This is a genomic window from Streptomyces sp. I05A-00742 (assembly GCF_013055795.1).
Lineage (GTDB): Bacteria > Actinomycetota > Actinomycetes > Streptomycetales > Streptomycetaceae > Streptomyces.
In genome coordinates, this window is record NZ_JABETO010000011.1 from 142,522 (window position 1) to 167,432 (window position 24,911).

The following is a 24,911-nucleotide window of genomic DNA, read 5'->3' on the forward strand; positions in this document are numbered from 1 at the left end:
GGACGCGGTGAGTGCTGTCACCCACGACGACTTCGACGAAGGACGCGACGGGTACGCGGTCGAGATCGCGTCGCTGAAGGGCATCGTCGCGCCACTGCTGGAATCCGTCGCCGCCGCCGAGCAACTGGGCAAGAGCGCGGAAGGCCTGTTGGGGCACCTCGCCGCCGAGACCGCGGAACTCAGGCAGTCGGGACAGCACTTCTTCACGACGTGGGGTTTCGGCATGGAGCAACTGGCTGATTACGCGTCTCAGGTGGCCGACCGGCTCAACGAGGCGATCACGGCCTACGCTTTGGCCGACATTCTGCAGGTGAAGAATTTCACCCCCACACAGGACAACATCGAGAAGCTTCCCGTGGGTTCGGCAAGTACGTGGATGTGGCACCACGGCGGAGACCAGAAGATGAGCAAGTCCGGTGGAACGGTCGCCAAATGGGTCGAGAAGGCGGAGGACTGGGGGTTTGACTGGTGACACAGAAGGATGCCACGAATCCCGGCCCCGACCGCATTCCGTCCGGGGCCGACCCCGCCGATCTGGTACCGGGCGATCCGGAGAAGGTGGACGATCTCGTCAGCACCCTCCGCGCGTATGCCGGAGCCTTCGACGACGGAAGGGAGCGACTTCGTGCACTGGACCGTATGGAGTGGGAGGGTTCCGGCGCCATCTCCTTCCGCCGGGCGGCCAAAAAGCTGCCGGGCGACCTGAGCGCCGCCCACCGGCAATTCCTGGATGTGGCCGACGCACTGCAGGCGTATGCGCACAAGCTGCGTTCGGTGCACCAAGCGTGCGTACCACTCATTGAGGAAGCGGAAGAGGCGCGCGCCGCGTCCAGGCGCTACCGGCTGCAGGTGGACGACTACAACAACGCGCTGGTCCGACAGGATTCCGTGCTGCCTGAACGCCCTCCCGGGACCGACCCCGGAGTGACGGCGATGAGTGGGTGCGTGAGTCGACTGGACAGCCTGATCTCGGAGATGAACGAAGTCCTCAAGGCGACTAAGCGCAAGGTTGACAAGGCGGCGGCAGAGGCGCCGGACAAGCCGAAGTCCTGGAAGACAAACACTCGGGACTTTCTCCAAGGGGCTTACGAAGGCGCCGACTCCCTGGCCGCCCGGCTGAAACCATGGCTCACCGGTGACGGCAAGGCCGAATCGATGCAGTTGGCCGGTGACATCGATGCGGCGGCCTACGCGAAGGAGCACCCGAAGGAATTCGCCAAGGCACTGGTGAACTGGGACGAGTGGACGAAGCATCCGGCCAGAGCGGCGGGAGAGCTCACCCCGGGCGCGATCCTGGCGATTCTCAGCGGTGGCGGTGGGCTTCTCAGCGGTGGCAAGGGGGCCAGGGACGCCGCCGCTCAGCTCGCCGACCGTGTGCGAGCGCTCCGCCGTGACGGTAGCGCTCGCGAGAGAGCCGAGAGCCAACCCGGAAAACACGACAAGTGCGGAACGGAGAAGTGCACGGCTGGTGAGCCGGTCGACGTCGTCACGGGCGAGCTTGTGCTCCCCGCCGTCGATGTGCACCTTCCAGGTGCGCTTCCCCTGGTGCTTGAGCGCACTTTCGTGGCCGGCTATTCAAGCGGAGGGTGGTTCGGTCCTTCGTGGGCGTCGACCCTCGACCAGCGCCTCGAACTGGACGACAAGGGCATCGTCTACACGGCGTCCGACGGGATGCTTCTCACCTATCCGGTTCCCTCACCCGGTGAGGCGGTCATGCCGACCAGCGGCCCGCGGTGGCCGCTGACCTGGTACGGCACCGCAGACGGCGCGATGCGTATTTCCGTTCCGGAGGCGGGTCGTACGTGGGAGTTCGCCCCCCTGCCGGGATGCGTGGCGAACGGCCCGGTGACGGAACTGCCGCTCCGGGAGCTTTCCGACCGTAACGGGCACCGCATGGTGCTGTCCTACGACGACCAGGGCCGCCCGGTGGAAGTCACCCACTCCGGCGGATACCACCTGGCGGTCGACACCGACCCGACGGCGATGCGTGTCACCGGTTTCCGTCTTCTCGGCGCCGGTGACGGGGAGCGCGGTGTCGGACTGATCCGCTACGGCTACGACGACGCCGGCGATCTCGTCGAAGTCTTCAATTCCAGCGGGCTGCCCCTGCGGTACACCTACGACGAGGCGCACCGCGTCACCTCCTGGACCGATCGCAACGGAACGACGTTCGGCTACGTCTACGACCACCGCGGCCGCGTGTTGCGTACCGTCGGGCCGGACAACATGATGAGCGGCCGCTTCCACTACGACGAGCCGAACCGCACCACGTGGTACACGGACTCGTTGGGGCATCGGACGGCCTACACGTACAACGCGCGATACAAAGTCGTCTTGGAGACCGACCCTCTGGGCAACACGACGAGAACCACGTGGGACTCAACTCACCGCTTCCCCGTGACGATCACGGACCCTTTGGGCAGGACAACTCATTACTCCTACGATGAGCAGGGCTGTCTGAGAAGCGTGATCCGCCCGGACGGCACCACCATCACAGCTGCCTATAGCGAGCTGGGCCTGGCCACGGAGGTGGCCGATCCGGGGGGTGCGCTATGGCGCTACACGTATGACGAGCGCGGCAACCGTACCTCGGCCATCGACCCCGTCGGGGCGGAAACCCATTACACCTACGATGAACTCGGCCACCTCAGCTCGATTCGCAACGCCTTGGGGCACACCACTACCGTCACGATGAACAAGGCGGGACTTCCCCTCACTGTCACGGACCCGCTCGGCAATACCACCACGGTCGTGCGCGGCGTCCACGGCTGGGTCAATTCCCTCACCGATCCTCAGGGGAACACCACCCGGCATGCTTGGACCATCGAGGGCAGGCCGGCGTGGGTGGAACGCCCCGACGGGCGCCGGGAAACGTGGAAGTGGGATGCGGAAGGCAATCTCGTCAGGCACACGAATGCCGCTGGACAAGAGACGTCCTTCACGTACACGCACTTCGACCTGCCGGCGACGCGGACCGATGCGGACGGGGCTCGATGCTGCTTTTCCTACGACACGGAGCTTCGACTGACGAGTGTCACCAATCCCGATGGCCTGCGGTGGTGTTATGAGTACGATCCTGCCGGACGGATCGTCTCGGAGACCGATTACAACGGGCGGACGGTCGACCGCTCTTACGACGGGGCCGGCTGCCTGCTGTCACACACCAACGGTGCAGGTCAGGAACTTCGCTTTGTGCGCGACGCGTCGGATCGGATCGTGGAGCAGCACGATGCGGAGGGAGGGGTCACGACCTATCGGTATGACCCTGCCGGGTACCTGGTCGAGAGCGTGAACTCTGATTCCAGAGTGCTTTTCCTGCGCGACAAGCTGGGACGAGTTCTACAGGAGCGGCTCAACGACTTCACTACCAGCTATTCTTATGATGCCTTGGGCCGTCGAATCAGTAGAGTGACGCCTTCTGGTGTCCTCTCGGAATGGGTTCATGATCCGGCGGACCGCCCGACTGTGCTCAGAAATCCCGTCGGGACGTTGGACTTTACCTATGACGGAATGGGGCGCGAAACAGCGCGCGTCGTCAGTGGCCGGGCCGTCCTGTCGCAACAGTGGGACGAGATGGACCGTCTGGTCTCGCAAACCGTCGCCGAGAGCGGCCACAATGGTCGTGGCACAGTGCAGGGCCGATCCTACTCCTATCGGGACGACGGATGCTTGACAGAGATCCAGGACCAGACCTCCGGAGTGCGTAAATTCGATCTCGACCGTGTGGGCCGCGTCGTCGCAACGCGCGCATATGGGTGGGACGAGAGGTACCGCTATGACAGGTCGGGAAACCTCACTGAGGTTCATGCTCCCTTCCATCCTTCTCCGGGGAAGCGGCAATTCGACGGCACCCTTGTGCGGCGCGCCGGCCGCACTCACTATGCCTACGACGCCCAGGGGCGAGTGGTGCGAAAGCTCCGCAGACTGCTCAATGGAAAGAAGCTGGTGTGGACGTACAGATGGAATTCTCAGGATCGCTTGGTGGGAGCAACCTCTCCGAATGGCGCCTGTTGGAAATACTCGTACGATCCGTTGGGGCGGCGCACGGCCAAGTGCCGACTGGACGCTGAGGGTTCAGTAGCCGAGAAGACCGAGTTCGTTTGGGATGACACCAGGCTGGCCGAACGGTACTGCAGCGCGGGCCTCGTCACCACATGGGACTACCGTCCGGGCACCCACCATCCGCTCGCTCAGACAGAACACAGGCACTTCAATCCGCTTCTGGGAAGCTCGCCTCCTCCTGTGGCGGGAACCGGCGTCGCGAGCGGTTCCGGGGATTTCTACGCAGTCGTCACAGACGTGGTGGGGACGCCGACCGAGCTGGTGACTCCCGACGGAGCAGTGCCTTGGCAGTATCGGACGACGGTCTGGGGAACAGCTTTCCCCTCGCTCAGGGAGAACGATGGGCCGGATTGCCCGCTTCGGTTCCCCGGGCAGTATGAGGACCTTGAAACAGGTCTCCACTACAATTATCTACGGCATTATGATGCGGAGACAGGCCGGTACACGTCTCCCGACCCACTTGGTCTGCTGGCCGGGCCTAACAATTTTTGGTACGGCCCAAATCCGCATGAATGGATCGACCCGCACGGCCTCGCCCTGTGCCGGGCGAATCCGAGGATGGAGAGCGGGAACAACAAGGAGGGCTGGCAGCATATCGATGAACGGCATATCGCAGGAAACAGTGCAGGCGGGCACGGTGACCTGATGCCACCATCGACCACACGGGCTCAAGTGGAGGAAGCCTCGCAGAAGGTGATGGAGAAGGGGACGAGGGTATCTGATCCGTCGCGCCGGATCCAGACATTCGAGAAGCGCCTGATTGTCAATGGCATGAGAGCGCGTTACCGTCTGGTGGTCGACTCGGAGGACGGGAACAGAGTCATTACCTTCTTTCCGGTCGGAAGGAGCTACACCCCGTGATCGAAATCAGGTTCACCGTGCGCCCCGGGCAAGGAGATCCTCATGGGTTCGATCTGGGCGACATCCTTTGTGAGGGCCCTCTCGGGCGTGTGAGTTCCGCCGGACATACGCCGGACCAAGGAATGATGATCTACCCGTCCGTCGTGCTGCTCCTCGACAGCCTCAGGGAGTTTTTCAACGGAGGGCGCAAAGTGGCGCGCTTCATCGGTGTCGACTCATCGTTCGAGTTGGTTGTCCGTCGGCGCGGCAAGGGTTGTGTCGTGGCCGCGGGGTCGAAGCCCATCGCCGAGGTGGAGCGAGATGAACTTGCGGAGTCAGTGCTGTCCGCTGCCGAAGAACTGGCGCGGACCCAGTTGGCACGTGTTGCTCCGCATGATGCGGCGAAGGAGGACTATCTCGCCGCGCTGACCGCGTTCCGGTCGGCGACGGGGGAGTGGCGGGCGGCACGGTGAAGGTGCGACGGGCCGGCAAGGTCGCGCCGCCCGCGCAGAGGGCAACCGAAGGGGCGGCCCCGAAGATACGGGGCCGCCCCTTCGTCATGGCGGTGCTCAGTTCGACGTGCGCACCACGTTTGTGACCTCGCAGCGGCCGCGGCCCGTGGGGGCGCCCGGCTTGGGGACGTAGGGGGTGGAGACGTCGGCGTTGCCGGTCTTGCCGGGGCCGACGAAGAGGATGGAGCGCTGGCGGGTGGTGCGGGTGCCGTCGGGGACCGTGAAGTTTACGGTGAAGCGGTAGTTGTAGGTGAGGGACGTGCTGCTGTTGGTGGCCGTGATCTTGGCGGTGATGCCGAGGCGGTCCGAGTAGTCGCAGCCGGCGATCCGGATGTCGCGCATCGCGCTGTTGCGGCTGCTGCTGCCGCCGGTCGAGCCGTACGTGGACGAGCCGCCGGTCGTGGTCGTCGTCGTGGTGCTGCCGCTGGTGCCGCTCGTGGTGAAGCCGCCCGTGGTGGTGCCGTCGGTCGTGCCGCCCGAGGTCGTGGAGCCGACGGTCGAGTCGCCTCCGGTCGTGCCGCCCGAGGTGGTGGTGGAGCCGCCCGAGGACGAGCTGCTGCTGCTGTGGCTGGAACCGCCCCCTCCGCAGCTGCCGCCGTGGTGGCCGCGGGCTCCGGTCAGGGTGACGACGACGATGCCGAAGACGGCCGCCGCGCGGACGTGACGAATCTTCATTTTTGTGGAACTCCCCCGATAAATGACCTGGTTGCCCGTCATTGACGAGCGCACGACAGGCTAACAACGGCCTTACAAGCCACCAAATCCCAGCAAGATCTGTGACAAGGGTGCGATCAAACCGGGCCCCAACCGGAACGGAGAGTGTCCGAAAACGGGCATAGCGGTTCAGTGTGTGGTCACCGGACGGGTGGTGGGGCGGTCGTCCTCCGCCGCCGGGTCGCCGTCGGGCAGGACGACCCGGACGCGGAACCCGTCGGCCAGCGGCTCCGCCGTGAACGTTCCGCCGAGGTGTTCGGCCCGCTCGCGCAGACCCGTCAGACCGTGACCGCCGGACGGCAGGGAAGGGGGTGCGGCGTCGGGGGAGAGGCCGTTGCGGATCTCGGCCACCAGGGCGGAGCGGCCCGCCAGTTCGCCGGGTTCCACGGTGACCGTCACCGGCGCGCCCGGCGCGTGCTTGCGGACGTTGGTCAGGGCCTCCTGGACCGTGCGGTAGAGGGTCTCCTCGACGGCCTCGGGCCACTTCCGGGAGTCGATCGCCGGTATGTCCCCGCGCAGGGTGGCGTCGAGGCCGCTGTTCCCGACGAGGTCGGGCAGCGCGTTCAGCCGGGGGCGGATCGCCGCGTTGCCCGGTACGGAGCGCAGGACGCCGACGAGGCCGCGCAGTTCCTGGAGGGCGGTGACGCCGAGGCCGCGGATCACCGAGGCGGTCTCCCGGGCGGCGGGCTCCTCCGCGGTGCGCTCCAGGGCGCCGGCCTGCACGGTCATCAGGCTGACCTGGTAGGACACCACGTCGTGCATCTCCCGGGCCAGCCGCGCCCGTTCGCCGACGACCGCGCGTTCGGCGATCAGCTCGGCCTCCCGCCGATGGGCCCTGGACAACTCCTCGATGTGTGCGGCCAGTTCGCGCCGTGCGCGGCTCAGCTGCCCCATCGCCGTCGGCCCCGCCGACATCAGGGCGGAGGAGATGACGCCGAAGAGGAGCGCGTCCTCGGTGGGCCACACGCCGAACACCGACGGCCACCAGGGGCCGAGCGAGGCGGCGAAGAACACCAGGGCCCAGCCGTAGACCGCCCGGCGCCGCTCCAGGGACCGTGCCACCTCGAACATCGCCACCATGGGCGCGAGCAGCAGGTGTCCGGCGACGGCGACGGGCAGGGCCGTCACCAGGGCGGGGACGGGGAAGCGGCGCCGGAGGAAGAGCGCGCCGACCGTCACGCCGTAGAGGGCGACCTCCACCGTGCCGGCCAGCGGGCGCATGGCCAGCGCCTCGGCGGCCGTGACCGGGACGAGGGCCAGGTCCCTCACCAAGGTCTTCCGTGACGTGAGGTGCCGCAGGCGGGACGGGATCCGGGCCCGGATCCGGGGGAGGTTCACGAGGAGCGGGCGGGGGCGCCGCCCGCCCCCGGGTCCGTGTCGAGGCGCACCAGCCCGTAGTGGTGGGCGAGCACCGCGGCCTGGACGCGGTTGGACGTGCCCAGCTTGGCGAGGATCGCGCTGACGTGGTCCTTCGCCGTGGCGGCGCCCATGAGCAGGGCGGCGCCGATCTCGGCGTTGGACTTGCCCAGGGCCAGCAGCGTCAGCACCTCCCGCTCGCGGTCGGTGAGGGCCGCGAGCCGGGACGGGGGGCGGCCCCCGCTGGAGCGCAGGTATCCGTCGACCACGCTGCCGGCGACGGCCGGGGAGAGGATGGTCCCGCCGGCGGCGAGGATGCGTACGGCGCTGGCCAGCTCCTCCGGCACGGTGTCCTTCACCAGGAACCCGGACGCCCCGGCGCGCAGGGCGGGGGCGATGTGCTCGTCGCCGGAGAAGGTGGTCAGCATCGCCACCACGGGCGGCTCCGGCAGGGCGAGCAGCGGGCCGAGGACGGAGATCCCGTCCACCTCGGGCATGCGGATGTCGAGGAGGACGACGTCGGGGCGGTGGAGGGCGGCGAGCTCCACGGCCTGGGCGCCCTCGCAGGTCACCGGAACCTCGATGTCGGGTTCCGCCTCCAGAATGCTGCGGATTCCCGCGCGCAGCAGCTTCTCGTCGTCGACGACCATGACGCGGATCACTATCACCACTCCTGCGCTGGTACTGGTCAGGAAATATAACAACCGTCCGCCCGGTTCGAGGCCGCTGCCCCCGCCGACCGGCGGGGACGGAACCGACGGTCGGCGGATACCGGGGGGTGGCACGGGCTTGCCATCCTGAGTGCAGGGGGATGCGGTCCGCACCGTGTCGGACACACCGGAGGCGGGCAGGCGGCCGTGCAGCCAGGGGGGATGCACTGGCCGGGAGCCGTACGACCAGGGGGGACGTACGGGTCCGGGGGGCTGTGCTCGGAAGACGCCGGCCGCCCGCCTCCGGAATGAGCCCGCCCCGGCCGTGGTGCTTCCCCGCCCCCGATGGGGGTCGCCACCGCCGGGGCGCTCGGTCGTTCTCGCCTTCCCGGGAGCCCATGGGCCCGGGTAGGGCAAGCTGGGGCCCATGGCAACACATGTGATCACCGGTGCCGGATCGGGCATCGGAGAGGCCCTGGCCGAGCGGCTGCTCGCCCGCGGCGACGAGCTGTACCTGTTCGCACGCGACGCGGGCCGCGCCAAGGAGCTGGCGGCCCGCTTCCCCGGCGCCCACACCCTCGTCGGTGACCTCGCCGACCCCGACCGGCTGTCCTGGGCGCTGAGCCACCAGACACTTCCCGAGAGCGTCGACTCGCTGCTGCACGTCGCGGGCGTCGTCGACCTCGGCGGGGTCGGCGAGCTGACGACGAAGACGTGGAACCGCACGCTCGCGGTCAACCTCGTCGCGCCGGCCGAGCTGACCCGGCTGCTGCTGCCCCAGCTGCGGCTGTCGCGGGGCCACGTGGTCTTCGTGAACTCGGGGGCGGGGCTCAGCGCGGGGCCGAACTGGAGCGCGTACGCGGCGAGCAAGCACGGGCTCAAGGCGCTCGCCGACTCCCTGCGCGCCGAGGAGCACGGCCACGGCGTACGGGTGACCAGCGTCTACCCCGGCCGTACGGCCACCGCCATGCAGGCGAAGGTGCACCAGCAGGAGGGCAAGGAGTACGACGCCGGGAAGTGGATCGACCCGGGCTCCGTGGCGGCGACGGTGCTGCACGTGATCGACCTGCCCCGGGACGCCGAGATCAACGACGTCTCCGTCCGGCCGGGTTCCTGAAGTGCGGGCGTAGGGTGAGGTCATGAACAGCGCAGCGGACACCGTGACGACCGGCGCCTCGATCCGGGACATCCGGCTCCTGGTCGTGGAGCTCGGCAAGCGGATGGACGCGCACCGGCGCGCCCGGATCGCCGAGTTCGACCTCACCCTGACGCAGGCCAAGGCTCTGGAGGAGCTGGGGGATCCCAAGACGGCGCGCGAGTTGGCCGTCGTGCTCAGCTGCGAGCCGCCGAACGTCACCTACATCATGGACAAGCTGGAGAAGCGCGGCCTGGTCGTCCGTGAGCCGCACCCGCAGGACCGGCGGGCCAAGCGGCTCGTCCTCACCGAAGCGGGGCGGGAGATGCGGCTGAAGCTGCTGCGGCGGATGGGGCAGGACTCGCCGCTGGACCACCTCGCGCAGGACGACCTGAACGAGCTGCGGGACCGGCTGTTCCGGGCCCTGGACGGGCCGGAGGACAGCTGACGGCTCCCGCGGAAGCCCTCGGGACGGAAGCACGGGTCCCGGGGGCTTCCGTATAGCTTGAGTAAAGTTCGAGCTGTAACTATTGCCGCTGTAATCGATACAGCTTTAACGTTCTTGCATGATCACCGAAACCCGTATCCGCGCGGCGGCCCCGGCGGCCGCCCCCGCCACTCCCGCCGCCCCGCGGCGCCAGGGCCTCCAACTCCTCGCCCTGGCCCTCGGGTTCGTGATGGCCGTCCTCGACACCACGATCATGAACGTCGCGGGGCCGTCCCTGCGCTCCGGACTGGACCTGTCCCTCTCCGGCCTCACCTGGGTGGTCAGCGGCTATATCCTCGTCTTCGCCTCGCTGCTCCTGCTCGCGGGCTCCCTCGCAAGCCGCTACGGGGCACGCAAGATCTATCTGACCGGGCTCGCGCTCTTCAGCGTGGCCTCGCTGATCTGCGCGACCGCCCCCACGGCGGGTCTGCTGGTGGCGGGCCGGCTGCTCCAGGGCGCGGGCGCGGCCCTGTTCATGCCCAGCTCGCTGACCCTGCTGCTGGCCGCGTTCCCCGGGGCGCGGGAGCGGGCCCGGGTGCTCGGGCTGTGGTCGGCGATCGTCTCCACCGCGGCCGGCCTCGGCCCGGCGCTGGGCGGCGTGCTGGTCGACGCGTTCGGCTGGCGGTCGATCTTCCTGATCAACCTGCCCTTCGGCATCCTCGGACTGATCCTGGCCCGCCGCGTCGTCACCGACCTCCCCGGCCGCCCCGGCTCGCTCGGCGCCGGCGGCCACGCCCTCGGCCTGCTGGCCCTGGCGGGGCTCAGCTACGGGCTGATCCAGGGGCCCGAGCGGGGCTGGGCGGACATCACCGTGCTCGGCTCGTTCCTCGTGGCCCTGGCGGGCGCGGCGGGATTCGCCGCCCGTGAGCGGCGCGCCGAGGAGCGCATCCTGCCCAGTGGCCTCATCGCCAACTCCGGTTTCCGCGCGGCCGGCCTGATCGGCTTCCTCTTCAACTTCGGGGCGTACGGAGCACTGTTCGTCCTGGGCCTCTTCTTCCAGCAGGCCCGCGGTGCGAGCCCCCTGGAGGCCGGTCTGGAGATGCTCCCCACCCAACTCGTCTGGCCCCTCGGCAACATCATCTACACCCGCTACGGCCGCCGCCTGGGTAACCGCGCCATCCTCGCCGTCTCGCTGGGCCTGGCCGCCGTCGGTATGCTCGTCCTGGCGCTCACCGTCTCGCCCGACATGCCCTACTGGGTCCTCGCGATCGTCCTGGGCGTCCTCAACACCGGCATCGGCGTCGCCTCCCCGGCCATGACCGGCGCCCTGATGGACTCCGCCGGAGCGGAGCACGCCAACATCGCCAGCGCCTCCCTCAACGCCAACCGCCAGATCGGCAGCCTTGTCGGCATCGCCGTGATGAGCGCCCTCGTCGCCGGGATCGACGGCTGGTACGCGGGCATCGCGGTGATCTTCGCCGTGGCCGCCGCGGCGTACGCGGGCGGCGGACTGGCCGCCTGGCGGGGGCTGCGCACCCGGCAGCAGGGGGACCGCGTTCCGGCCTGAGCCCGCGGACGTCCGGCCTGAGCCCGCGGACGTCCGGCCTGAGCCCCCGGACGTCCCGGATCGTTACCCTTCCGGGGTGAGCGAGACGAGCGAGACCAGCACATGGGGACCCGGCGCCGCGACAGGTGTCGGGTCCATGCCGGGTACGGACGCCCGTGAGGCGGCGAAGACCGTCACGGGGTCCCTGGAGACACTCCCGCACCTTCCGGAACTGCCGGCGCGGGGGCCCGGCGCGGACATGATCGGCCGGACCGTGGGCCTCCTCGTGGAGGTCTTCGCGCATGTGGAGCCCAGCGGCTGGCGGATCAGCGACCGGCCGGGACGCGACACCCGGCGCGCGCGGTCCTGGCTGGGCGAGGACCTGGACGCGCTGGAGGAGTTCACCCAGGGGTACGAGGGCGCGCTGAAGGTCTCGGCCGTCGGGCCCTGGACGCTGGCGGCGGCGCTGGAGCTGCGCGGCGGCGAGGCGGCGCTGAGCGACCCGGGTGCCTGCCGCGACCTCACCGCCTCGCTCGCCGAGGGGCTGCGCGGCCACCTCGCCGAGGTGCGCCGCCGGGTGCCGGGCGCGGCGGTGGTGCTCCAGCTCGACGAGCCGTCCCTGCCGGCGGTGCTCCGCGGCCAGGTCCGTACGGCCAGCGGCTACCGCACCCACCGGGCCGTCGACCGGGCGGTGGTCGAGGGCGCGCTGCGGGAGCTCGCCACCGTCGCACGGGAGGGCGGCGCCTCCCTCGTCGTGCACTCGTGCGCCCCGGGCGTGCCGTTCGCGCTGCTGCGGCGGGCCGGTGCGACCGGAGTCTCATTCGATTTCTCGCTGCTCACCGAGCGTGAGGACGAGGCGATCGGTGAGGCCGTCGAGGCCGGGACGACGCTCTTCGCGGGCGTCGTGCCCGGCGTGGACGGCCCATTGTCCGACCCTGCCGGTAGCGTCATGGGAGTCAGGACGCTGTGGCGCAGGCTGGGGCTGTCACCGGGGACTCTCGCCGAGTCCGTGGTCGTCACCCCGTCGTGCGGACTCGCGGGCGCTTCGCCCGCATATGCCCGCGCGGCCCTCGCACACTGCGTCCGGGCGGCACGATCACTCGTGGACAACCCTGAGTGACGGCGCCAGGGCGGCGCTCAACAGAAAAACGGGAGGACGAGACGGTGGCTGTCGAACAGCACGGCGGGCACGGCGGAAAGCTCACGACGGAGGCGGCGACGCCCGCGGAGGCGCGGGAGAAGCACGCCCTGCTCGCCGAGCAGGTCGAGGAGCACCGCTTCCGGTACTACGTGAAGGACGCGCCGGTCGTCAGCGACGCCGAGTTCGACCGGATGCTGCGCTCCCTGGAGTCCCTGGAGGACGAGTACCCGGAGCTCCGCACCCCCGACTCGCCCACCCAGAAGGTCGCCGGCTCGTACGAGACGGAGTTCACCTCCGTCGAGCACCGCCAGCGCATGCTCTCCCTCGACAACGCCTTCGACGACGAGGAGCTGGCCGCCTGGGCCGACCGCATCGCCAAGGACATCGGGGAGGGCGCCGCCTACCACTTCCTCTGCGAGCTCAAGGTCGACGGCCTCGCCGTCAACCTGACGTACGAGCACGGGCGGCTCACCCGGGCCGCCACCCGCGGTGACGGCCGCACCGGCGAGGACATCACGCCGAACATCCGGACCATCTCCGAGATCCCGCACCGGCTGAAGGGCGACCGCGTCCCCGCCCTGGTCGAGGTGCGCGGCGAGGTCTACTTCCCGATGGAGAAGTTCGAGGAGCTCAACGCGCGCCTCGTGGAGGCGGGCAAGCCACCGTTCGCCAACCCGCGGAACGCGGCGGCCGGCTCGCTGCGCCAGAAGGACCCACGGGTCACCGCCACCCGCCCGCTCCACATGGTGGTGCACGGCGTGGGCGCCCGCGAGGGCTTCGACATCGACTGCCAGTCGCACGCCTACGAGCTGCTGCGCGAGTGGGGCCTGCCCACGGCCGCCCACGCGGAGGTCGTGGACTCGCTCGACGGCGTACGGAAGTTCATCGCGCACTACGGGCAGCCCAAGGTCCGGCACTCCATGGAGCACGAGATCGACGGCGTCGTCGTCAAGCTCGACGAGGTCCCGCTCCAGGGGCGGCTGGGCTCCACGGCCCGGGCGCCGCGCTGGGCCATCGCCTGGAAGTACCCGCCGGAGGAGGTCAACACCAAGCTCCTCGACATCCGCGTCGGCGTCGGCCGCACCGGGCGGGTGACCCCGCAGGCCGTCTTCGAGCCCGTCACGGTCGCAGGCTCCGAGGTCGAGTTCGCCACCCTGCACAACCAGGAGGTCGTCAAGGCCAAGGGCGTCCTCATCGGCGACACCGTCGTCATCCGCAAGGCCGGCGACGTGATCCCCGAGGTCCTCGGCCCCGTCGTGGACCTGCGCGACGGCACCGAGCGGGAGTTCGTGATGCCCGCCGAGTGCCCGGAGTGCGGCACCGGCCTGCGCCCGATGAAGGAGGGCGACATCGACCTCCGGTGCCCCAACGCCCGCTCCTGCCCGGGCCAGATCCGTGAGCGGCTGTACTACCTCGTGGGCCGCGAATGCCTCGACGTCGAGAACTTCGGCTACGTGGCCGCCTCGGCCCTCACCCAGCCCCTGGAGCCCGCCACCCCGCCCATGGCCAACGAGGGCGACCTCTTCGACCTGAAGATCGAGGAACTGCTGCCCATCAAGTCCTATGTGCGGGACCAGGACAGCGGACTGCCCAAGATCGACCCCAAGACGGGCAAGGAGAAGGTCGTCACCTTCTTCGCCAACCAGAAGGGCGAGCCCAAGAAGAACGCCCTGGCCATGCTGGACAACATCCAGGTGGCCAGGCAGCGCCCGCTCGCCCGGATCGTCAACGGCCTGTCCATCCGGCACGTGGGCCCGGTCGCCGCGGCCGCCCTGGCCCGCGAGTTCCGCTCGGTCGACCGGATCGCCGAGGCCACCGAGGAGGAACTCGCCGCCGTCGACGGCGTCTCCGACACCATCGCCGCCGCCGTCCGCGAGTGGTTCGCCGAGGACTGGCACCGCGAGATCATCGAGAAGTGGCGCGCGGCCGGCGTCCGGATGGAGGAGGAGGCCGGCGAGGACGAGGGCCCCCGCCCGCTGGCCGGACTCACCGTCGTCGTCACCGGGACCCTCGCCTCGTACACCCGCGACGCGGCCAAGGAGGCGCTCCAGTCCCTCGGCGCCAAGGTGACCGGATCGGTCTCGAAGAAGACCGACTTCGTGGTCGTCGGCGACAACCCCGGCTCCAAGTACGACAAGGCCATGCAGCTGAAGGTGCCCGTGCTGGAGGAGGACGGCTTCGCCGTGCTGCTCGCCGAGGGCCCGGAAGCCGCCCGCTCGGCCGCCGTCCCGCAGGAGCCCACTCCGGCGGAGTAATGCCCGCGGGGCCAGTGGGCATGACCCCTACAGCGCGTACCGGACGGCCGCCCGAGGCCGGATCCTGTTCGCGCAACCGCTGCCGATCGCTGCCCGTCGTAGCCTTCTGCGGCCTACTGTTGAGATGTGCGCCTGCCGTGGCGCGGGTACCGCCGGCTGTGAGAGGGACGGGCATGAAACCCACCGACAGCGCCGAACCGGCATCGCGGCTGCGCAGGGATCCACCGCCCGCGCTGCCGGTGCTCTGCGTCCCCCTCGCCCTGGTCGTCCTCGCCCTGGGGATCGGGCAGGTGGCCTCCGCCGGCCACGCCCTGTTCCCCGGCCGGACGGTCGGCTGGTCCCTCGCCACCCTGACGGCCCTCATCGTCGCCCATCTGGTCGCGCTCGGCCGCGACCGGTGGTGGGGCGGCACCGGCTCCGGTGCCGCCCTCACCCTGGCCGTCCTGCTGCTCTACGGCTGGCTCCCGGCCGCCGTCATCAGCATCGCCGTCGTCACCTTCGTCGCCACCGCCCGGCGGCACCGGTGGCGCCAGGCGTTACTCCACTGCGCCGTCGACGTCCTCGGCGTCGCGGCGAGCGGCTCGGCCCTCGGGCTGCTCGGCGTCCACGCCTCCGTCGAACACCCCTGGCTCCCCGGCGGCTGGACACCCGCCGACGTCCCCCGGCTGGCGCTGACGGCCTTCGTCTACCTCACCGTCACCCGCGCCCTGCTCTGGCGCCACCTCGCCCCGCCCAGTTCGGGACTGACGAGCAGCGTCGCCCGCGCCGCCCTCCTGCGGCAGGCGCTCGTCGGCGGGGCGCTCCTCGGCATCGCACCGCTGATCGCCGTCGTCGCCGAGCACGCGCCGCTCCTGCTGCCGCTCTTCGCGGTCCCCCTCATAGCCCTCGACTCCACCCTGTGGATCGCCCACGCCCGCGCGGAGGAACAGCTCCGCGACCCGCTCACCGGGCTGCCCAACCGGCAGTGGCTGCTCGAACGGACCTGGGCCGCGCTCGACGAGGCCGAACAGGCCGGCGAGCGGACCGCGCTCGTCCTCATCGACCTCGACCGCTTCCGGTCCGTCAACGACACCCTCGGCCACCTCGCGGGGGACCGGCTGCTGCTCCAGATAGCCGCCCGGCTCCGCGACGCGCTGCCCCGCGACGCGGAGGCCGCCCGCCTCGGCGGCGACGAATTCGCCGTCCTGCTCCCCGCGGTGGACTCCCTCACCAGCGCCCAGCGCGCGGCCCGCGGCCTCGTCGCCGCCCTCGGCTCGCCCCTCGACCTCGACGGGCTCACCCTCGTCCTGGAGGCCAGCGCCGGCGTGGCCGTCCACCCCGACCACGCCCTCGACGCCGAAGGCCTGCTGCGCCGCGCCGACGTGGCGATGTACCAGGCCAAGCGCGACCGCAGCGGCGTCGAGGTCTACGAGGCCCGCCGGGACGGCAACACCCCCGACCGGCTAGGGCTCCTGGGCGATCTGCGCCGCGCCCTCGACGCGGGCGACGTCGAGCTGCACTACCAGCCGAAGGTGGCCTTCGACGGCCATGTCGAGGGCCTGGAGGCCCTGGTGCGCTGGGTGCACCCGGAGCGCGGCCGGGTCTCCCCGGACGAGTTCATCGCGATCGCCGAGTCGTCCGGGCTGATGCCGCGCCTCACCGAGTACGTCCTGGAGACCGCCCTCGCCCAGGTCGCCCGCTGGCGCGCCATGGGCCTGGAAGTGCCGGTCGCCGTCAACGTCTCGCCCCGCGACGTCCACACCCCCGGCTTCGCCGGCTCCGTCGCGGCCCGCCTCGCCCGGCACGGCGTCCCGCCCGGCGCCCTCCAGCTGGAGATAACCGAGCACGTCCTGCTCGAAGACCCGCAGCGGGCCGCCGACGCGCTCGCCGGGCTCACCGGGCACGGCGTCAAGATGTCCCTCGACGACTTCGGCACCGGCTACTCCTCCCTCGTCCACCTCCGGCGGCTCCCCGTCAGCGAGCTGAAGATCGACCGCTCCTTCGTGGCCCGCCTCGCCATCGACAACGAGGACGCCGAGATCGTCCGCTGCACCCTCGATCTCGCCCACTCCCTCGGGCTCCTCGTCGTCGCCGAGGGTGTCGAGGACGACGAGACCTGGGAGCGGCTCCGTGACCTCGGGTGCGACGCGGTGCAGGGGTGGCTGGTCGCCGCCGCCATGCCGCCGGAGGAGACGACGGCTTGGCTGCGGCTGCGGGAGGGGGGCTGGCGGCGGGAGCCCGCCGCTGCCCCTGCCCCTGCCGAGGCGTCGCCCGCGCCGGCGCCGGCGCCCGCTCCCGCGGTGGCGGAGAAGGAAGCGGATCAGCCGGTGACGTAGGTGGGGGTGCCCCGGACCCGCCCTTTCACCGTTTCTTGCAGGGGCTGCGCCCTCGCACCCCCGCGAAGCGCGCTGCGCGCGCTGTCCTCAAACGCCGGACGGGCTATCCAGCCCGTCCGGCGTTTGAGGACAACCGCGCGGAGCGCGGTTTCAGGGGGCGCGGGGCACCGGGACGGGGCACCCCACCCCGCCCACAGCGAATCCGTTTCGCGACGACCGCACCCCGCGCCATAGGATTGGCCGCGAAACCTACACACTCCACCCTGAGGATCGCTGCATGCCTGGCATCACGCGCGAGGAGGTCGCCCACCTCGCCCGGCTGGCGCGCCTGGAGCTGCGGGACGAAGAGCTCGATCACTTCGCCACCCAGCTCGACGACATCATCGGCGCGGTAGCCCGCGTCTCCGAGGTCGCCGACCAGGACGTCCCGCCGACCTCCCACCCGCTGCCGCTGACCAACGTCATGCGCCCGGACACCGTCCGTCCGTCGCTGACGCCCGAGGCGGCGCTCTCCGGCGCGCCCGCCCAGGAGCAGCAGCGTTTCAAGGTGCCGCAGATCCTGGGTGAGGAGTGACCATGACGACCGAACTGATCAAGCTGACCGCGGCAGAGATCGCCGCGCGGATCGCCGCGGGCGAGATCACCGCCGTCGAGGTCACCGAGGCCCACCTGGCGCGCATCGAGGCCGTCGACGAGAAGGTGCACGCCTTCCTGCACATCGACCGCGAGGGCGCCCTGAAGCAGGCGCGCGCGGTCGACGAGAAGCGCGCGCGGGGCGAGAAGCTGGGCCCGCTGGCCGGCGTCCCGCTGGCGCTGAAGGACATCTTCACCACCGAGGGGATCCCGACCACGGTCGGCTCCAAGATCCTCGAAGGCTGGATCCCGCCGTACGACGCGACGCTCACCAAGCGCCTCAAGGACGCGGACGTGGTCATCCTCGGCAAGACGAACATGGACGAGTTCGCCATGGGTTCGTCGACGGAGAACAGCGCGTACGGCCCGACGGGCAACCCCTGGGACCTGACCAAGATCCCCGGCGGCTCCGGCGGCGGCTCCAGCGCGGCCCTCGCCGCGTACGAGGCCCCGCTCGCCATCGGCACGGACACCGGCGGCTCGATCCGCCAGCCCGCCTCCGTCACCGGCACGGTCGGCGTCAAGCCGACCTACGGCGCGGTCTCCCGCTACGGCATGGTCGCGTTCTCGTCCTCCCTCGACCAGGGCGGGCCCTGCGCCCGTACGGTCCTGGACGCGGCGCTGCTGCACGAGGTCATCGCGGGCCACGACCCGCTGGACTCGACGTCCATCGACGCCCCGGTCCCGCCGGTCGTCGAGGCCGCCCGCAACGGTGACGTCAAGGGCATGCGCGTCGGCGTCGTCAAGCAGTTCCGCGGCGAGGGCTACCAGGCCGGTGTCCTCCAGCGGTTCGACGAGTCCGTCGAGCTGCTGCGCGGGCTCGGTGCCGAGATCGTCGAGGTGGACTGCCCGTCGTTCGACCTGGCGCTGGCCGCGTACTACCTGATCGCGCCGTCCGAGTGCTCCTCGAACCTCGCCCGGTTCGACGGCCTCCGCTACGGCCTGCGCGCCGGCGACGACGGCACCCGGTCCGCCGAGGACGTCACCGCCCTCACCCGCGAGGCCGGCTTCGGCCCCGAGGTCAAGCGCCGCGTGATGCTCGGCACCTATGCGCTGAGCTCCGGCTACTACGACGCGTACTACGGCTCGGCGCAGAAGGTCCGCACCCTCATCACGCGGGACTTCGAGAAGGCCTTCGAGCAGGTCGACGTGCTCGTCTCGCCGACCACGCCGACCACCGCCTTCGCGATCGGCGAGCGCGCCGACGACCCGATGGCGATGTACCTGGCGGACCTGTGCACCATCCCGACCAACCTGGCGGGCAACGCGGCCATGTCGCTGCCGTGCGGCCTCGCCCCGGAGGACGGTATGCCGGTGGGGCTTCAGATCATCGCCCCCGCCATGAAGGACGACAGGCTCTACAAGGTCGGGGCCGCGGTCGAGGCCGCGTTCCAGGACCGTTGGGGCCACCCGCTGCTGGAGGAGGCACCGTCACTGTGAGCGAGAACAAGAGCAAGGGCAGCGCGCTGAAGAAGGCCAAGGGCTTCAAGAAGTCCAAGGCCGGCACGTACCTGTCCATCGGCACGACCCTGTTCGGCGCGGTCAGCGTCATCAAGCAGGCGAAGACGGCGCGCGGCGAGCAGGACACGCTCCAGCTGGTCGACGCGGTCGTCTCGGCCGCCGCCATCGCCACCGGCGTCGCCCTGCTCGTACGGGAGCTGCGCCGTATGAAGAGCGACGACGTCCTCGCGGGCTGAGCCGGGACTGAGAGGTTAGTTTTCCGTGACCGTCACTGAACTGGTGTCGTACGAGGACGCGTTGGCGTCCTACGATCCCGTCATGGGCCTGGAGGTCCATGTCGAGCTCGGCACCAAGACCAAGATGTTCTGCGGGTGCTCCACGGAGCTGGGCGCCGACGCCAACTCGCAGACCTGCCCCACCTGCCTCGGCATGCCCGGTGCGCTCCCGGTCGTCAACGCCGTCGGCGTGGAGTCCGCGATCAAGATCGGTCTCGCGCTGAACTGCGAGATCGCCGAGTGGTGCCGCTTCGCCCGGAAGAACTACTTCTATCCGGACATGCCGAAGAACTTCCAGACCTCGCAGTACGACGAGCCGATCGCCTTCAACGGCTACCTGGACGTCCAGCTGGAGGACGGCGAGGTCTTCCGCGTGCAGATCGAGCGCGCCCACATGGAGGAGGACACCGGCAAGTCCACGCACGTGGGCGGTGCCACCGGCCGCATCCACGGCGCGTCCCACTCCCTGCTCGACTATAACCGGGCCGGCATCCCGCTCATCGAGATCGTCACCAAGCCGATCGAGGGCGCGGGCGAGCGGGCCCCCGAGGTCGCCAAGGCGTACGTCGCCGAGCTGCGCGAGCTCATCAAGGCGCTCGGCGTCTCCGAGGCCCGGATGGAGATGGGCCAGATGCGCTGCGACGTCAATCTGTCGCTGCGCCCGAACGGCACCGAGAAGTTCGGCACCCGCTCGGAGACCAAGAACGTCAACTCGCTCCGCAGCGTGGAGCGGGCTGTGCGGTACGAGGTCATGCGGCACGCGGCCGTGCTGTCCTCGGGCGGCACGATCGTCCAGGAGACCCGGCACTTCCACGAGGAGGACGGCTCCACCACCGCCGGCCGCATCAAGGAAGAGGCCGAGGACTACCGCTACTTCCCCGAGCCGGACCTGGTGCCGGTGGCCCCCTCCCGCGAGTGGGTCGAGGAGCTGCGGGGGACCCTGCCCGAGCTGCCGCGCGTACGCCGCAACCGGCTGCGCGAGGAGTGGGGCGTCTCCGAGCACGACATGCAGTCGATCCTCAACGCGGGCGCGGTCGACCTGATCGTCGCCACCGTCGAGGCCGGCGCCGACTCCGCCGCCGCCCGCAAGTGGTGGATGGGCGAGTTGGCCCGCCGGGCCAACGAGGCCGGCACCGACCTCGCCGCCATGGCGATCACCCCCGCCCAGGTGGCGCGGGTGGCCGCGCTCGTCGCCGACGGCTCGCTCAACGACAAGCTGGCCCGCCAGGTCATCGAGGGCGTGCTCGCGGGCGAGGGCGACCCGGACGCGGTCGTGGAGAAGCGCGGCCTGAAGGTCGTCTCCGACGAGGGTGCGCTCGGCACCGCCGTGGAGGAGGCCATCGCGGCCAACGCGGCCATCGCGGACAAGATCCGCGGCGGCAAGGTCGCGGCGGCGGGCGCGCTCGTCGGCGCGGTCATGAAGGCCACGCGCGGGCAGGCGGACGCGGCCCGGGTGCGTGAGCTGATCCTGGAGAAGCTCGGCGTCGAAGGCTGACATCTGCAAGTGGAGAGAGGGCCGTTCCCCGGTGGGGAGCGGCCCTCTCCGTATGGACGGGCAGATTGGCCGACAAGTCGTATATGGCCGGATTCGTTCGGTCCGTTCTCCGGCCACCGGAACGGTCCGGCATGATCCGGTGGAACGGGCCGGTCCGCGTGCCCGTACTCCATGGCTGGGGGTAGCAATGCGACGGTTGAGCACTGCGCTGGCCGCGCTCCTGCTGGCGGGCGCCGGGCTGGTGACGGCCACCGGGGCCGCCGGCGCCTTCGCGTCGGAGCCCACGAGCGGCGCCACGGACGCGTCCGCCTGCCGGATCGGCTGGGGGAGCCGGCCCAAGGTCCGTCCCGACTCCGACTACCACCCGCTGACCGACATCCGGACGGGCCGGCACCGCTGCTTCGACCGCATGGTCTTCGATGTGCACACGAGTGACGGTCACTCGATCGGGTACCGCGTGGGGTACGTCGACAAGCTGTATCAGGACGGTTCCGGGGGCGCCGTCGCGGTCGGCGGCGGCGCCGTGCTGGAGATCAGGGTGGCCGCGCCGAGCCACGACCCGGAGACCGGCGGCGCGCGCTACCCCGCCAGGGCCGGGCATCCGCTGCCCGGGGTGGACCTCACCGGGTACCGGACCTTCCGGGAGGCGCGCTTCGGGGGCAGCTTCGAGGGGGACACGCTGGTGGGGCTGGGGCTCAGGGGACGGCTGCCGTTCCGGGTCTTCCAGACCGGCAACCATGTGGTGGTGGATGTAGCGCACACGTGGCACACGTTCCGTTAGGGCCCTAGGGTCGGCCGGGAGAGCCGTGATCCATGGGGCGTCCGCAGCCCTGTGGTGTGACCCACAAAAAGGACAAACGATCTCCCGGAGCTGCCAGAGTGGACGGCCGGAGGCCCCCGCGGGGGGTCGTCCGTCCGCTGCCGCAGCGCCCGGAACGAGGGATTCCCCTCCGGTGTGTCCGACGCGGCCACGACACACCCGAAAGCAGGGAATGACCGCACTCGCCCGGTGGTGCCTGCGCCGCCGCCTCGCCGTCATCGTCCTGTGGCTCGCCGCCCTGGCGGCCACCGCCGCGGCGGCCACGCTGGCCGGTTCGTCCTACTCCGAGGACTACCGCGTACCCGGTACCGAGTCGGGCCGGGCCACGGCCCTGCTCGAACGGGACTTCCCCGCCCTCGGCGGCGACGACACCGTCGTCTGGCACACCGCGCCCGGCGGCGTCCGCTCCCCCGACGTCAAGCAGCGGATGGCCGCCACCCTCGACGAGATCGCCGCCCTGCCCGGCGTCGCCTCGGTCGGCAGCCCCTACCGCGGCTCCGGCGGGGGCGGCATCAGCCCCGACGGGCACACCGCCTACGCCGACCTGAGCTTCACCGACACCACCGGCGACCCGGACCTCGCACAGGTCCGCGCGGTCGTCGACACCGCCCGCGCCGCCGCGGGCGACGGGCTGGAGGTGGCCCTCGGCGGCAGTTCCGTCGCCCTCACCGAGAGCACCGACGGCCACCTCAGCGAGATCATCGGGATCGCCGTCGCCGCCGTCGTGCTCTTCGTCGTCTTCGGCTCGCTCGCGGCCAGCCTGCTGCCCATCGCGACCGCCCTCGTCGGCGTGGGCACCGCCGCCATGGGCACCGTCCTGCTCGGCCACCTGATGCCCGTCGCCGGGTTCGCCCCCATGCTGGGCACCCTCGTCGGTCTCGGCGTGGGCATCGACTACGCCCTGTTCATCGTCACCCGGCACCGCAAGGGCCTGCGCCAGGGCCTGTCGGTCGAGGAGGCCGCCGAACGGGCGGTGGCCACCACCGGGCGGGCCGTCGTGTTCGCCGGTGGCACCGTCTGCGCGGCCCTGCTCGGCATGCTCGTCCTCCGGCTGGACTTCCTGGTCGGCGTGGCCGTCGCCGCCTCGCTGACCGTCGTGCTCACGGTCGCCGCCTCCCTCACCCTGCTGCCGGCCCTGCTCGGCCTGATCGGCAGGCGGGCCCTGAGCCGACGGGAGCGCCTCGCGACGGTGCCGGCGCTGCCCGCCGCGTGCGCCGGTCCCGTCCCGTCCGCCGGTCCCGTCCCTCCGGGCGGTCCCGTCCTTCCCGCGGGTCCCGGCCTCCCCGCCAGTCCCGGCCTCCCCGCCGGTCCCATCCCGTCCGCCGGTCCCGGCCCGGATGCCCCCGCCGGGCTGGCCGCGCGCTGGTCCGCGTTGGTCGAGCGCCGCCCCCGGCTGCTCGCCGCCGCGGCCGCCGCCGTCATGCTCGTCCTCGCCCTGCCGGCCTTCTCCCTCCACCTGGGCACCTCCGACCAGGGCAACAACCCGTCCACCTCCACCACCCGCCAGGCGTACGACCTGCTCGCCGACGGCTTCGGCCCCGGCGTCAACGGGCCGCTGACCCTCGTCGCCGAACTCGACGGCGCCGGCGAACGCCTCGCCTTCGACCGGCTCGCCGACCGGCTGCGCGGCACGGAGGGCGTCGCCTCCGTCGGACCCGCCGCGCACAGCCGCGGCTCCGCCAGTGGCGTGATCGCCGTGGTCCCGACGAGCGCCCCGCAGGACCGCGCCACCAGCGAGCTCGTCGAGCGGCTGCGCTCCGAGGTGCTGCCCCGCGCCACCGAGGGAACCGGACTCCGCGTCCACGTCGGCGGCCCGACCGCCTCCTACGACGACTTCGCCGCTGTCATCCGCGGCAAACTGCCGCTCTTCGTCGGCACGGTGATCGGCCTCGGCTGCGTCCTGCTGCTCCTCGCCTTCCGCAGCGTCGGCATACCGCTGAAGGCCGCCGCGATGAACATCGCCGCCGTCGCCTCCTCGTTCGGCCTGATCGTCGCGATCTTCCAATGGGGCTGGGGGAGTGAGCTCCTCGGCCTCGGCAGGGCAGGGCCCATCGAGCCGTTCCTGCCCGTGGTGATGATCGCGGTGCTCTTCGGGCTCTCCATGGACTACCAGGTCTTCCTGGTCAGCAGGATGTACGAGGAGTGGCTGGCCACCCGCGACAACTGCCGCGCGGTACGGGTGGGGCTGGCCGAGACCAGCCGCGTCATCAACTCGGCCGCGGTCATCATGATCTCCGTCTTCCTCGCCTTCGTGCTCAGCGGCGACCGGGTCATCGCGATGTTCGGCATCGGCCTGGCCGCCGCCGTCGCCCTGGACGCGTTCGTCCTGCGCACCCTGCTCGTCCCGGCCCTCATGCACCTGCTCGGGGGCGCCAACTGGTGGCTGCCGGGCTGGCTGGAGCGCCGGCTCCCGCGCATCAGCATCGAACCCCCGGAGCCGCGGCCCGAGCCGTCGGGCCGCCCGCTCCCGGACCGCGCGGACGTCTACCCGGCGGCCTGACCGCCGGCCCCACGGGTGCCGGACGCGTGCCGGACCGCCGCCTCCGCCAGGGCGCGGATCAGGGGGTGCGCCCGAGTCCCGTCCCCGGCCAGCTCCGGCTGGAACAGCGTGCCGAGGAAGAACGGATGGCCCGGGAGCTCCACGATCCGCGGGTCACCGTCCTCGTCGACGCCGCTGAAGCGCAGACCGTGGTCGCGCAACAGGCCCGCGTAGGACGGGTCCAGGGCGTACGAGCAGTGGTACCGCTCGACCGTGCGGTCCGCGCCCAGCAGCCGCCCGGCGAGCGAACCGGGGTCCACGGTGACGGGGCCCTCGTGACCGGCCAGGGAACAGGCCAGCGGCGCGATCAGCGGCTCGGCGGCCTCCGGGGCGGTCTCCGCGTGCGCGGCCCCGCGCAGGCCGCACACCGTCCGCGCGTACTCCAGCAGCGCGTGCTGGAACCCGCCGCAGGTGCCGAGGAACGGCACGCCCCCTTCCCGCGCGGCCCGGACGGCGGCGACGGCCCCCGCCTCGCTCCGGTAGGGGCTGCCGGGCAGCAGCCAGACGGCGTCGAACCCGTCGAGGGCGCCCGGGACTTCGGCGTCCTCGGTCGGGATCCAGTAGGCGTCCACCACCAGACCCTCGTGCCGGGCGAGGGACTGGAGGAGGGCGGGGACGCGGGCGTGGGACCGGACGGCGGGCGACCGGTCCCCGACCAGGGCGAGACGGGCCGTCGGTGCGGGCGCGGAAGTGGACATAAGGGCATCCTGACCCGGCGGTGCCGTTCAGCGCCAA

19 protein-coding genes are annotated in these 24,911 nt (G+C 71.0%); 15 read left to right on the forward strand and 4 right to left on the reverse strand.

All coding sequences use genetic code 11. The annotated features are described in order from the left end of the window. The first annotated feature begins 7 nt into the window (after positions 1-7). The 3 genes from HN013_RS13815 to HN013_RS13825 are packed head-to-tail and all read left to right on the forward strand — an operon-like array spanning position 8 to position 5,375. Positions 8-472 (forward strand): hypothetical protein, encoded by a 465-nt coding sequence (locus HN013_RS13815; protein WP_171166403.1) that lies wholly within the window; start codon positions 8-10, stop codon positions 470-472. Continuing rightward, positions 469-4,923 carry a putative T7SS-secreted protein gene (locus HN013_RS13820; RefSeq protein WP_171166404.1) on the forward strand — a complete coding sequence of 1,485 codons (4,455 nt, stop codon included), beginning with the start codon at positions 469-471 and terminating at the stop codon, positions 4,921-4,923. Before HN013_RS13815 ends, HN013_RS13820 begins: the two co-directional genes overlap by 4 nt. Next, on the forward strand, positions 4,920-5,375 hold the full coding sequence (locus HN013_RS13825) for a hypothetical protein (RefSeq protein ID WP_171166405.1): 456 nt from the start codon (positions 4,920-4,922) through the stop codon (positions 5,373-5,375). The genes HN013_RS13820 and HN013_RS13825 overlap by 4 nt, the downstream gene beginning before the upstream one ends. A gap of 96 nt (positions 5,376-5,471) precedes the next feature. On the opposite strand, the gene HN013_RS13830 is transcribed toward HN013_RS13825, so the two are convergent. The 3 genes from HN013_RS13830 to HN013_RS13840 all read right to left on the reverse strand — a co-directional run bounded on the left by HN013_RS13830 (position 5,472) and on the right by HN013_RS13840 (position 8,146). Beyond that, positions 5,472-6,089, reverse strand: a complete 618-nt coding sequence (locus HN013_RS13830) for a hypothetical protein (protein WP_171166297.1) — start codon at positions 6,087-6,089, stop codon at positions 5,472-5,474. A 168-nt stretch (positions 6,090-6,257) separates the two neighbouring features. Continuing rightward, entirely contained in the window at positions 6,258-7,397 is a 1,140-nt protein-coding gene (locus HN013_RS13835) for a histidine kinase (RefSeq protein ID WP_171166406.1), read from the reverse strand. A 65-nt stretch (positions 7,398-7,462) separates the two neighbouring features. Continuing rightward, complete coding sequence (locus tag HN013_RS13840; protein ID WP_171166454.1) at positions 7,463-8,146, reverse strand: response regulator transcription factor; 684 nt, start codon at positions 8,144-8,146, stop codon at positions 7,463-7,465. Positions 8,147-8,561: 415 nt separating this feature from the next. On the opposite strand from HN013_RS13840, the gene HN013_RS13845 reads away from it, so the two are divergent. The 12 genes from HN013_RS13845 to HN013_RS13900 all read left to right on the forward strand — a co-directional run bounded on the left by HN013_RS13845 (position 8,562) and on the right by HN013_RS13900 (position 24,137). Then, on the forward strand, positions 8,562-9,251 hold the full coding sequence (locus tag HN013_RS13845; protein ID WP_171166407.1) for an SDR family oxidoreductase: 690 nt from the start codon (positions 8,562-8,564) through the stop codon (positions 9,249-9,251). A 22-nt stretch (positions 9,252-9,273) separates the two neighbouring features. After that, a complete protein-coding gene (locus HN013_RS13850) occupies positions 9,274-9,717 on the forward strand; it encodes a MarR family winged helix-turn-helix transcriptional regulator (protein ID WP_171166408.1) in 444 nt (147 codons plus the stop codon). A gap of 118 nt (positions 9,718-9,835) precedes the next feature. Next, positions 9,836-11,263 carry an MFS transporter gene (locus tag HN013_RS13855; RefSeq protein ID WP_171166409.1) on the forward strand — a complete coding sequence of 476 codons (1,428 nt, stop codon included), beginning with the start codon at positions 9,836-9,838 and terminating at the stop codon, positions 11,261-11,263. Positions 11,264-11,339: 76 nt separating this feature from the next. Next, a complete protein-coding gene (locus HN013_RS13860; protein WP_171166410.1) occupies positions 11,340-12,362 on the forward strand; it encodes a methionine synthase in 1,023 nt (340 codons plus the stop codon). 44 nt (positions 12,363-12,406) lie between these two features. After that, complete coding sequence (gene ligA, locus HN013_RS13865) at positions 12,407-14,638, forward strand: NAD-dependent DNA ligase LigA (protein WP_171166411.1); 2,232 nt, start codon at positions 12,407-12,409, stop codon at positions 14,636-14,638. A gap of 173 nt (positions 14,639-14,811) precedes the next feature. Continuing rightward, on the forward strand, positions 14,812-16,953 hold the full coding sequence (locus tag HN013_RS13870; protein WP_171166412.1) for a bifunctional diguanylate cyclase/phosphodiesterase: 2,142 nt from the start codon (positions 14,812-14,814) through the stop codon (positions 16,951-16,953). A gap of 277 nt (positions 16,954-17,230) precedes the next feature. Further along, on the forward strand, positions 17,231-17,527 hold the full coding sequence (gene gatC, locus HN013_RS13875; RefSeq protein ID WP_171166413.1) for an Asp-tRNA(Asn)/Glu-tRNA(Gln) amidotransferase subunit GatC: 297 nt from the start codon (positions 17,231-17,233) through the stop codon (positions 17,525-17,527). 2 nt (positions 17,528-17,529) lie between these two features. Further along, positions 17,530-19,026, forward strand: coding sequence for an Asp-tRNA(Asn)/Glu-tRNA(Gln) amidotransferase subunit GatA (gene gatA, locus HN013_RS13880; RefSeq protein ID WP_171166414.1), 1,497 nt, complete (start codon positions 17,530-17,532; stop codon positions 19,024-19,026). Then, complete coding sequence (locus HN013_RS13885; protein WP_171166415.1) at positions 19,023-19,283, forward strand: hypothetical protein; 261 nt, start codon at positions 19,023-19,025, stop codon at positions 19,281-19,283. The genes gatA and HN013_RS13885 overlap by 4 nt, the downstream gene beginning before the upstream one ends. A gap of 25 nt (positions 19,284-19,308) precedes the next feature. Continuing rightward, a complete protein-coding gene (gene gatB / locus HN013_RS13890) occupies positions 19,309-20,817 on the forward strand; it encodes an Asp-tRNA(Asn)/Glu-tRNA(Gln) amidotransferase subunit GatB (protein WP_171166416.1) in 1,509 nt (502 codons plus the stop codon). Between the two features lie 187 nt (positions 20,818-21,004). After that, complete coding sequence (locus HN013_RS13895; protein WP_171166417.1) at positions 21,005-21,598, forward strand: hypothetical protein; 594 nt, start codon at positions 21,005-21,007, stop codon at positions 21,596-21,598. Between the two features lie 211 nt (positions 21,599-21,809). Further along, positions 21,810-24,137, forward strand: a complete 2,328-nt coding sequence (locus tag HN013_RS13900) for an MMPL family transporter (RefSeq protein WP_171166418.1) — start codon at positions 21,810-21,812, stop codon at positions 24,135-24,137. Here HN013_RS13900 and HN013_RS13905 read toward each other — a convergent pair. Beyond that, entirely contained in the window at positions 24,122-24,874 is a 753-nt protein-coding gene (locus HN013_RS13905; RefSeq protein WP_171166419.1) for a glutamine amidotransferase-related protein, read from the reverse strand. The genes HN013_RS13900 and HN013_RS13905 overlap by 16 nt on opposite strands. Between the last annotated feature and the right edge of the window lie 37 nt (positions 24,875-24,911).

What these genes read in the sequence shown, in the direction of transcription:
- HN013_RS13830 (WP_171166297.1), bottom strand. Translation starts at nt 6,089, where the DNA reads ATGAAGATTCGTCACGTCCGCGCGGCGGCCGTCTTCGGCATCGTCGTC.
- HN013_RS13845 (WP_171166407.1), top strand. Translation starts at nt 8,562, where the DNA reads ATGGCAACACATGTGATCACCGGTGCCGGATCGGGCATCGGAGAGGCC.
- HN013_RS13850 (WP_171166408.1), top strand. Translation starts at nt 9,274, where the DNA reads ATGAACAGCGCAGCGGACACCGTGACGACCGGCGCCTCGATCCGGGAC.
- HN013_RS13855 (WP_171166409.1), top strand. Translation starts at nt 9,836, where the DNA reads ATGATCACCGAAACCCGTATCCGCGCGGCGGCCCCGGCGGCCGCCCCC.
- HN013_RS13870 (WP_171166412.1), top strand. Translation starts at nt 14,812, where the DNA reads ATGAAACCCACCGACAGCGCCGAACCGGCATCGCGGCTGCGCAGGGAT.
- gatC (WP_171166413.1), top strand. Translation starts at nt 17,231, where the DNA reads ATGCCTGGCATCACGCGCGAGGAGGTCGCCCACCTCGCCCGGCTGGCG.
- gatA (WP_171166414.1), top strand. Translation starts at nt 17,530, where the DNA reads ATGACGACCGAACTGATCAAGCTGACCGCGGCAGAGATCGCCGCGCGG.
- HN013_RS13895 (WP_171166417.1), top strand. Translation starts at nt 21,005, where the DNA reads ATGCGACGGTTGAGCACTGCGCTGGCCGCGCTCCTGCTGGCGGGCGCC.
- HN013_RS13900 (WP_171166418.1), top strand. Translation starts at nt 21,810, where the DNA reads ATGACCGCACTCGCCCGGTGGTGCCTGCGCCGCCGCCTCGCCGTCATC.
- HN013_RS13905 (WP_171166419.1), bottom strand. Translation starts at nt 24,874, where the DNA reads ATGTCCACTTCCGCGCCCGCACCGACGGCCCGTCTCGCCCTGGTCGGG.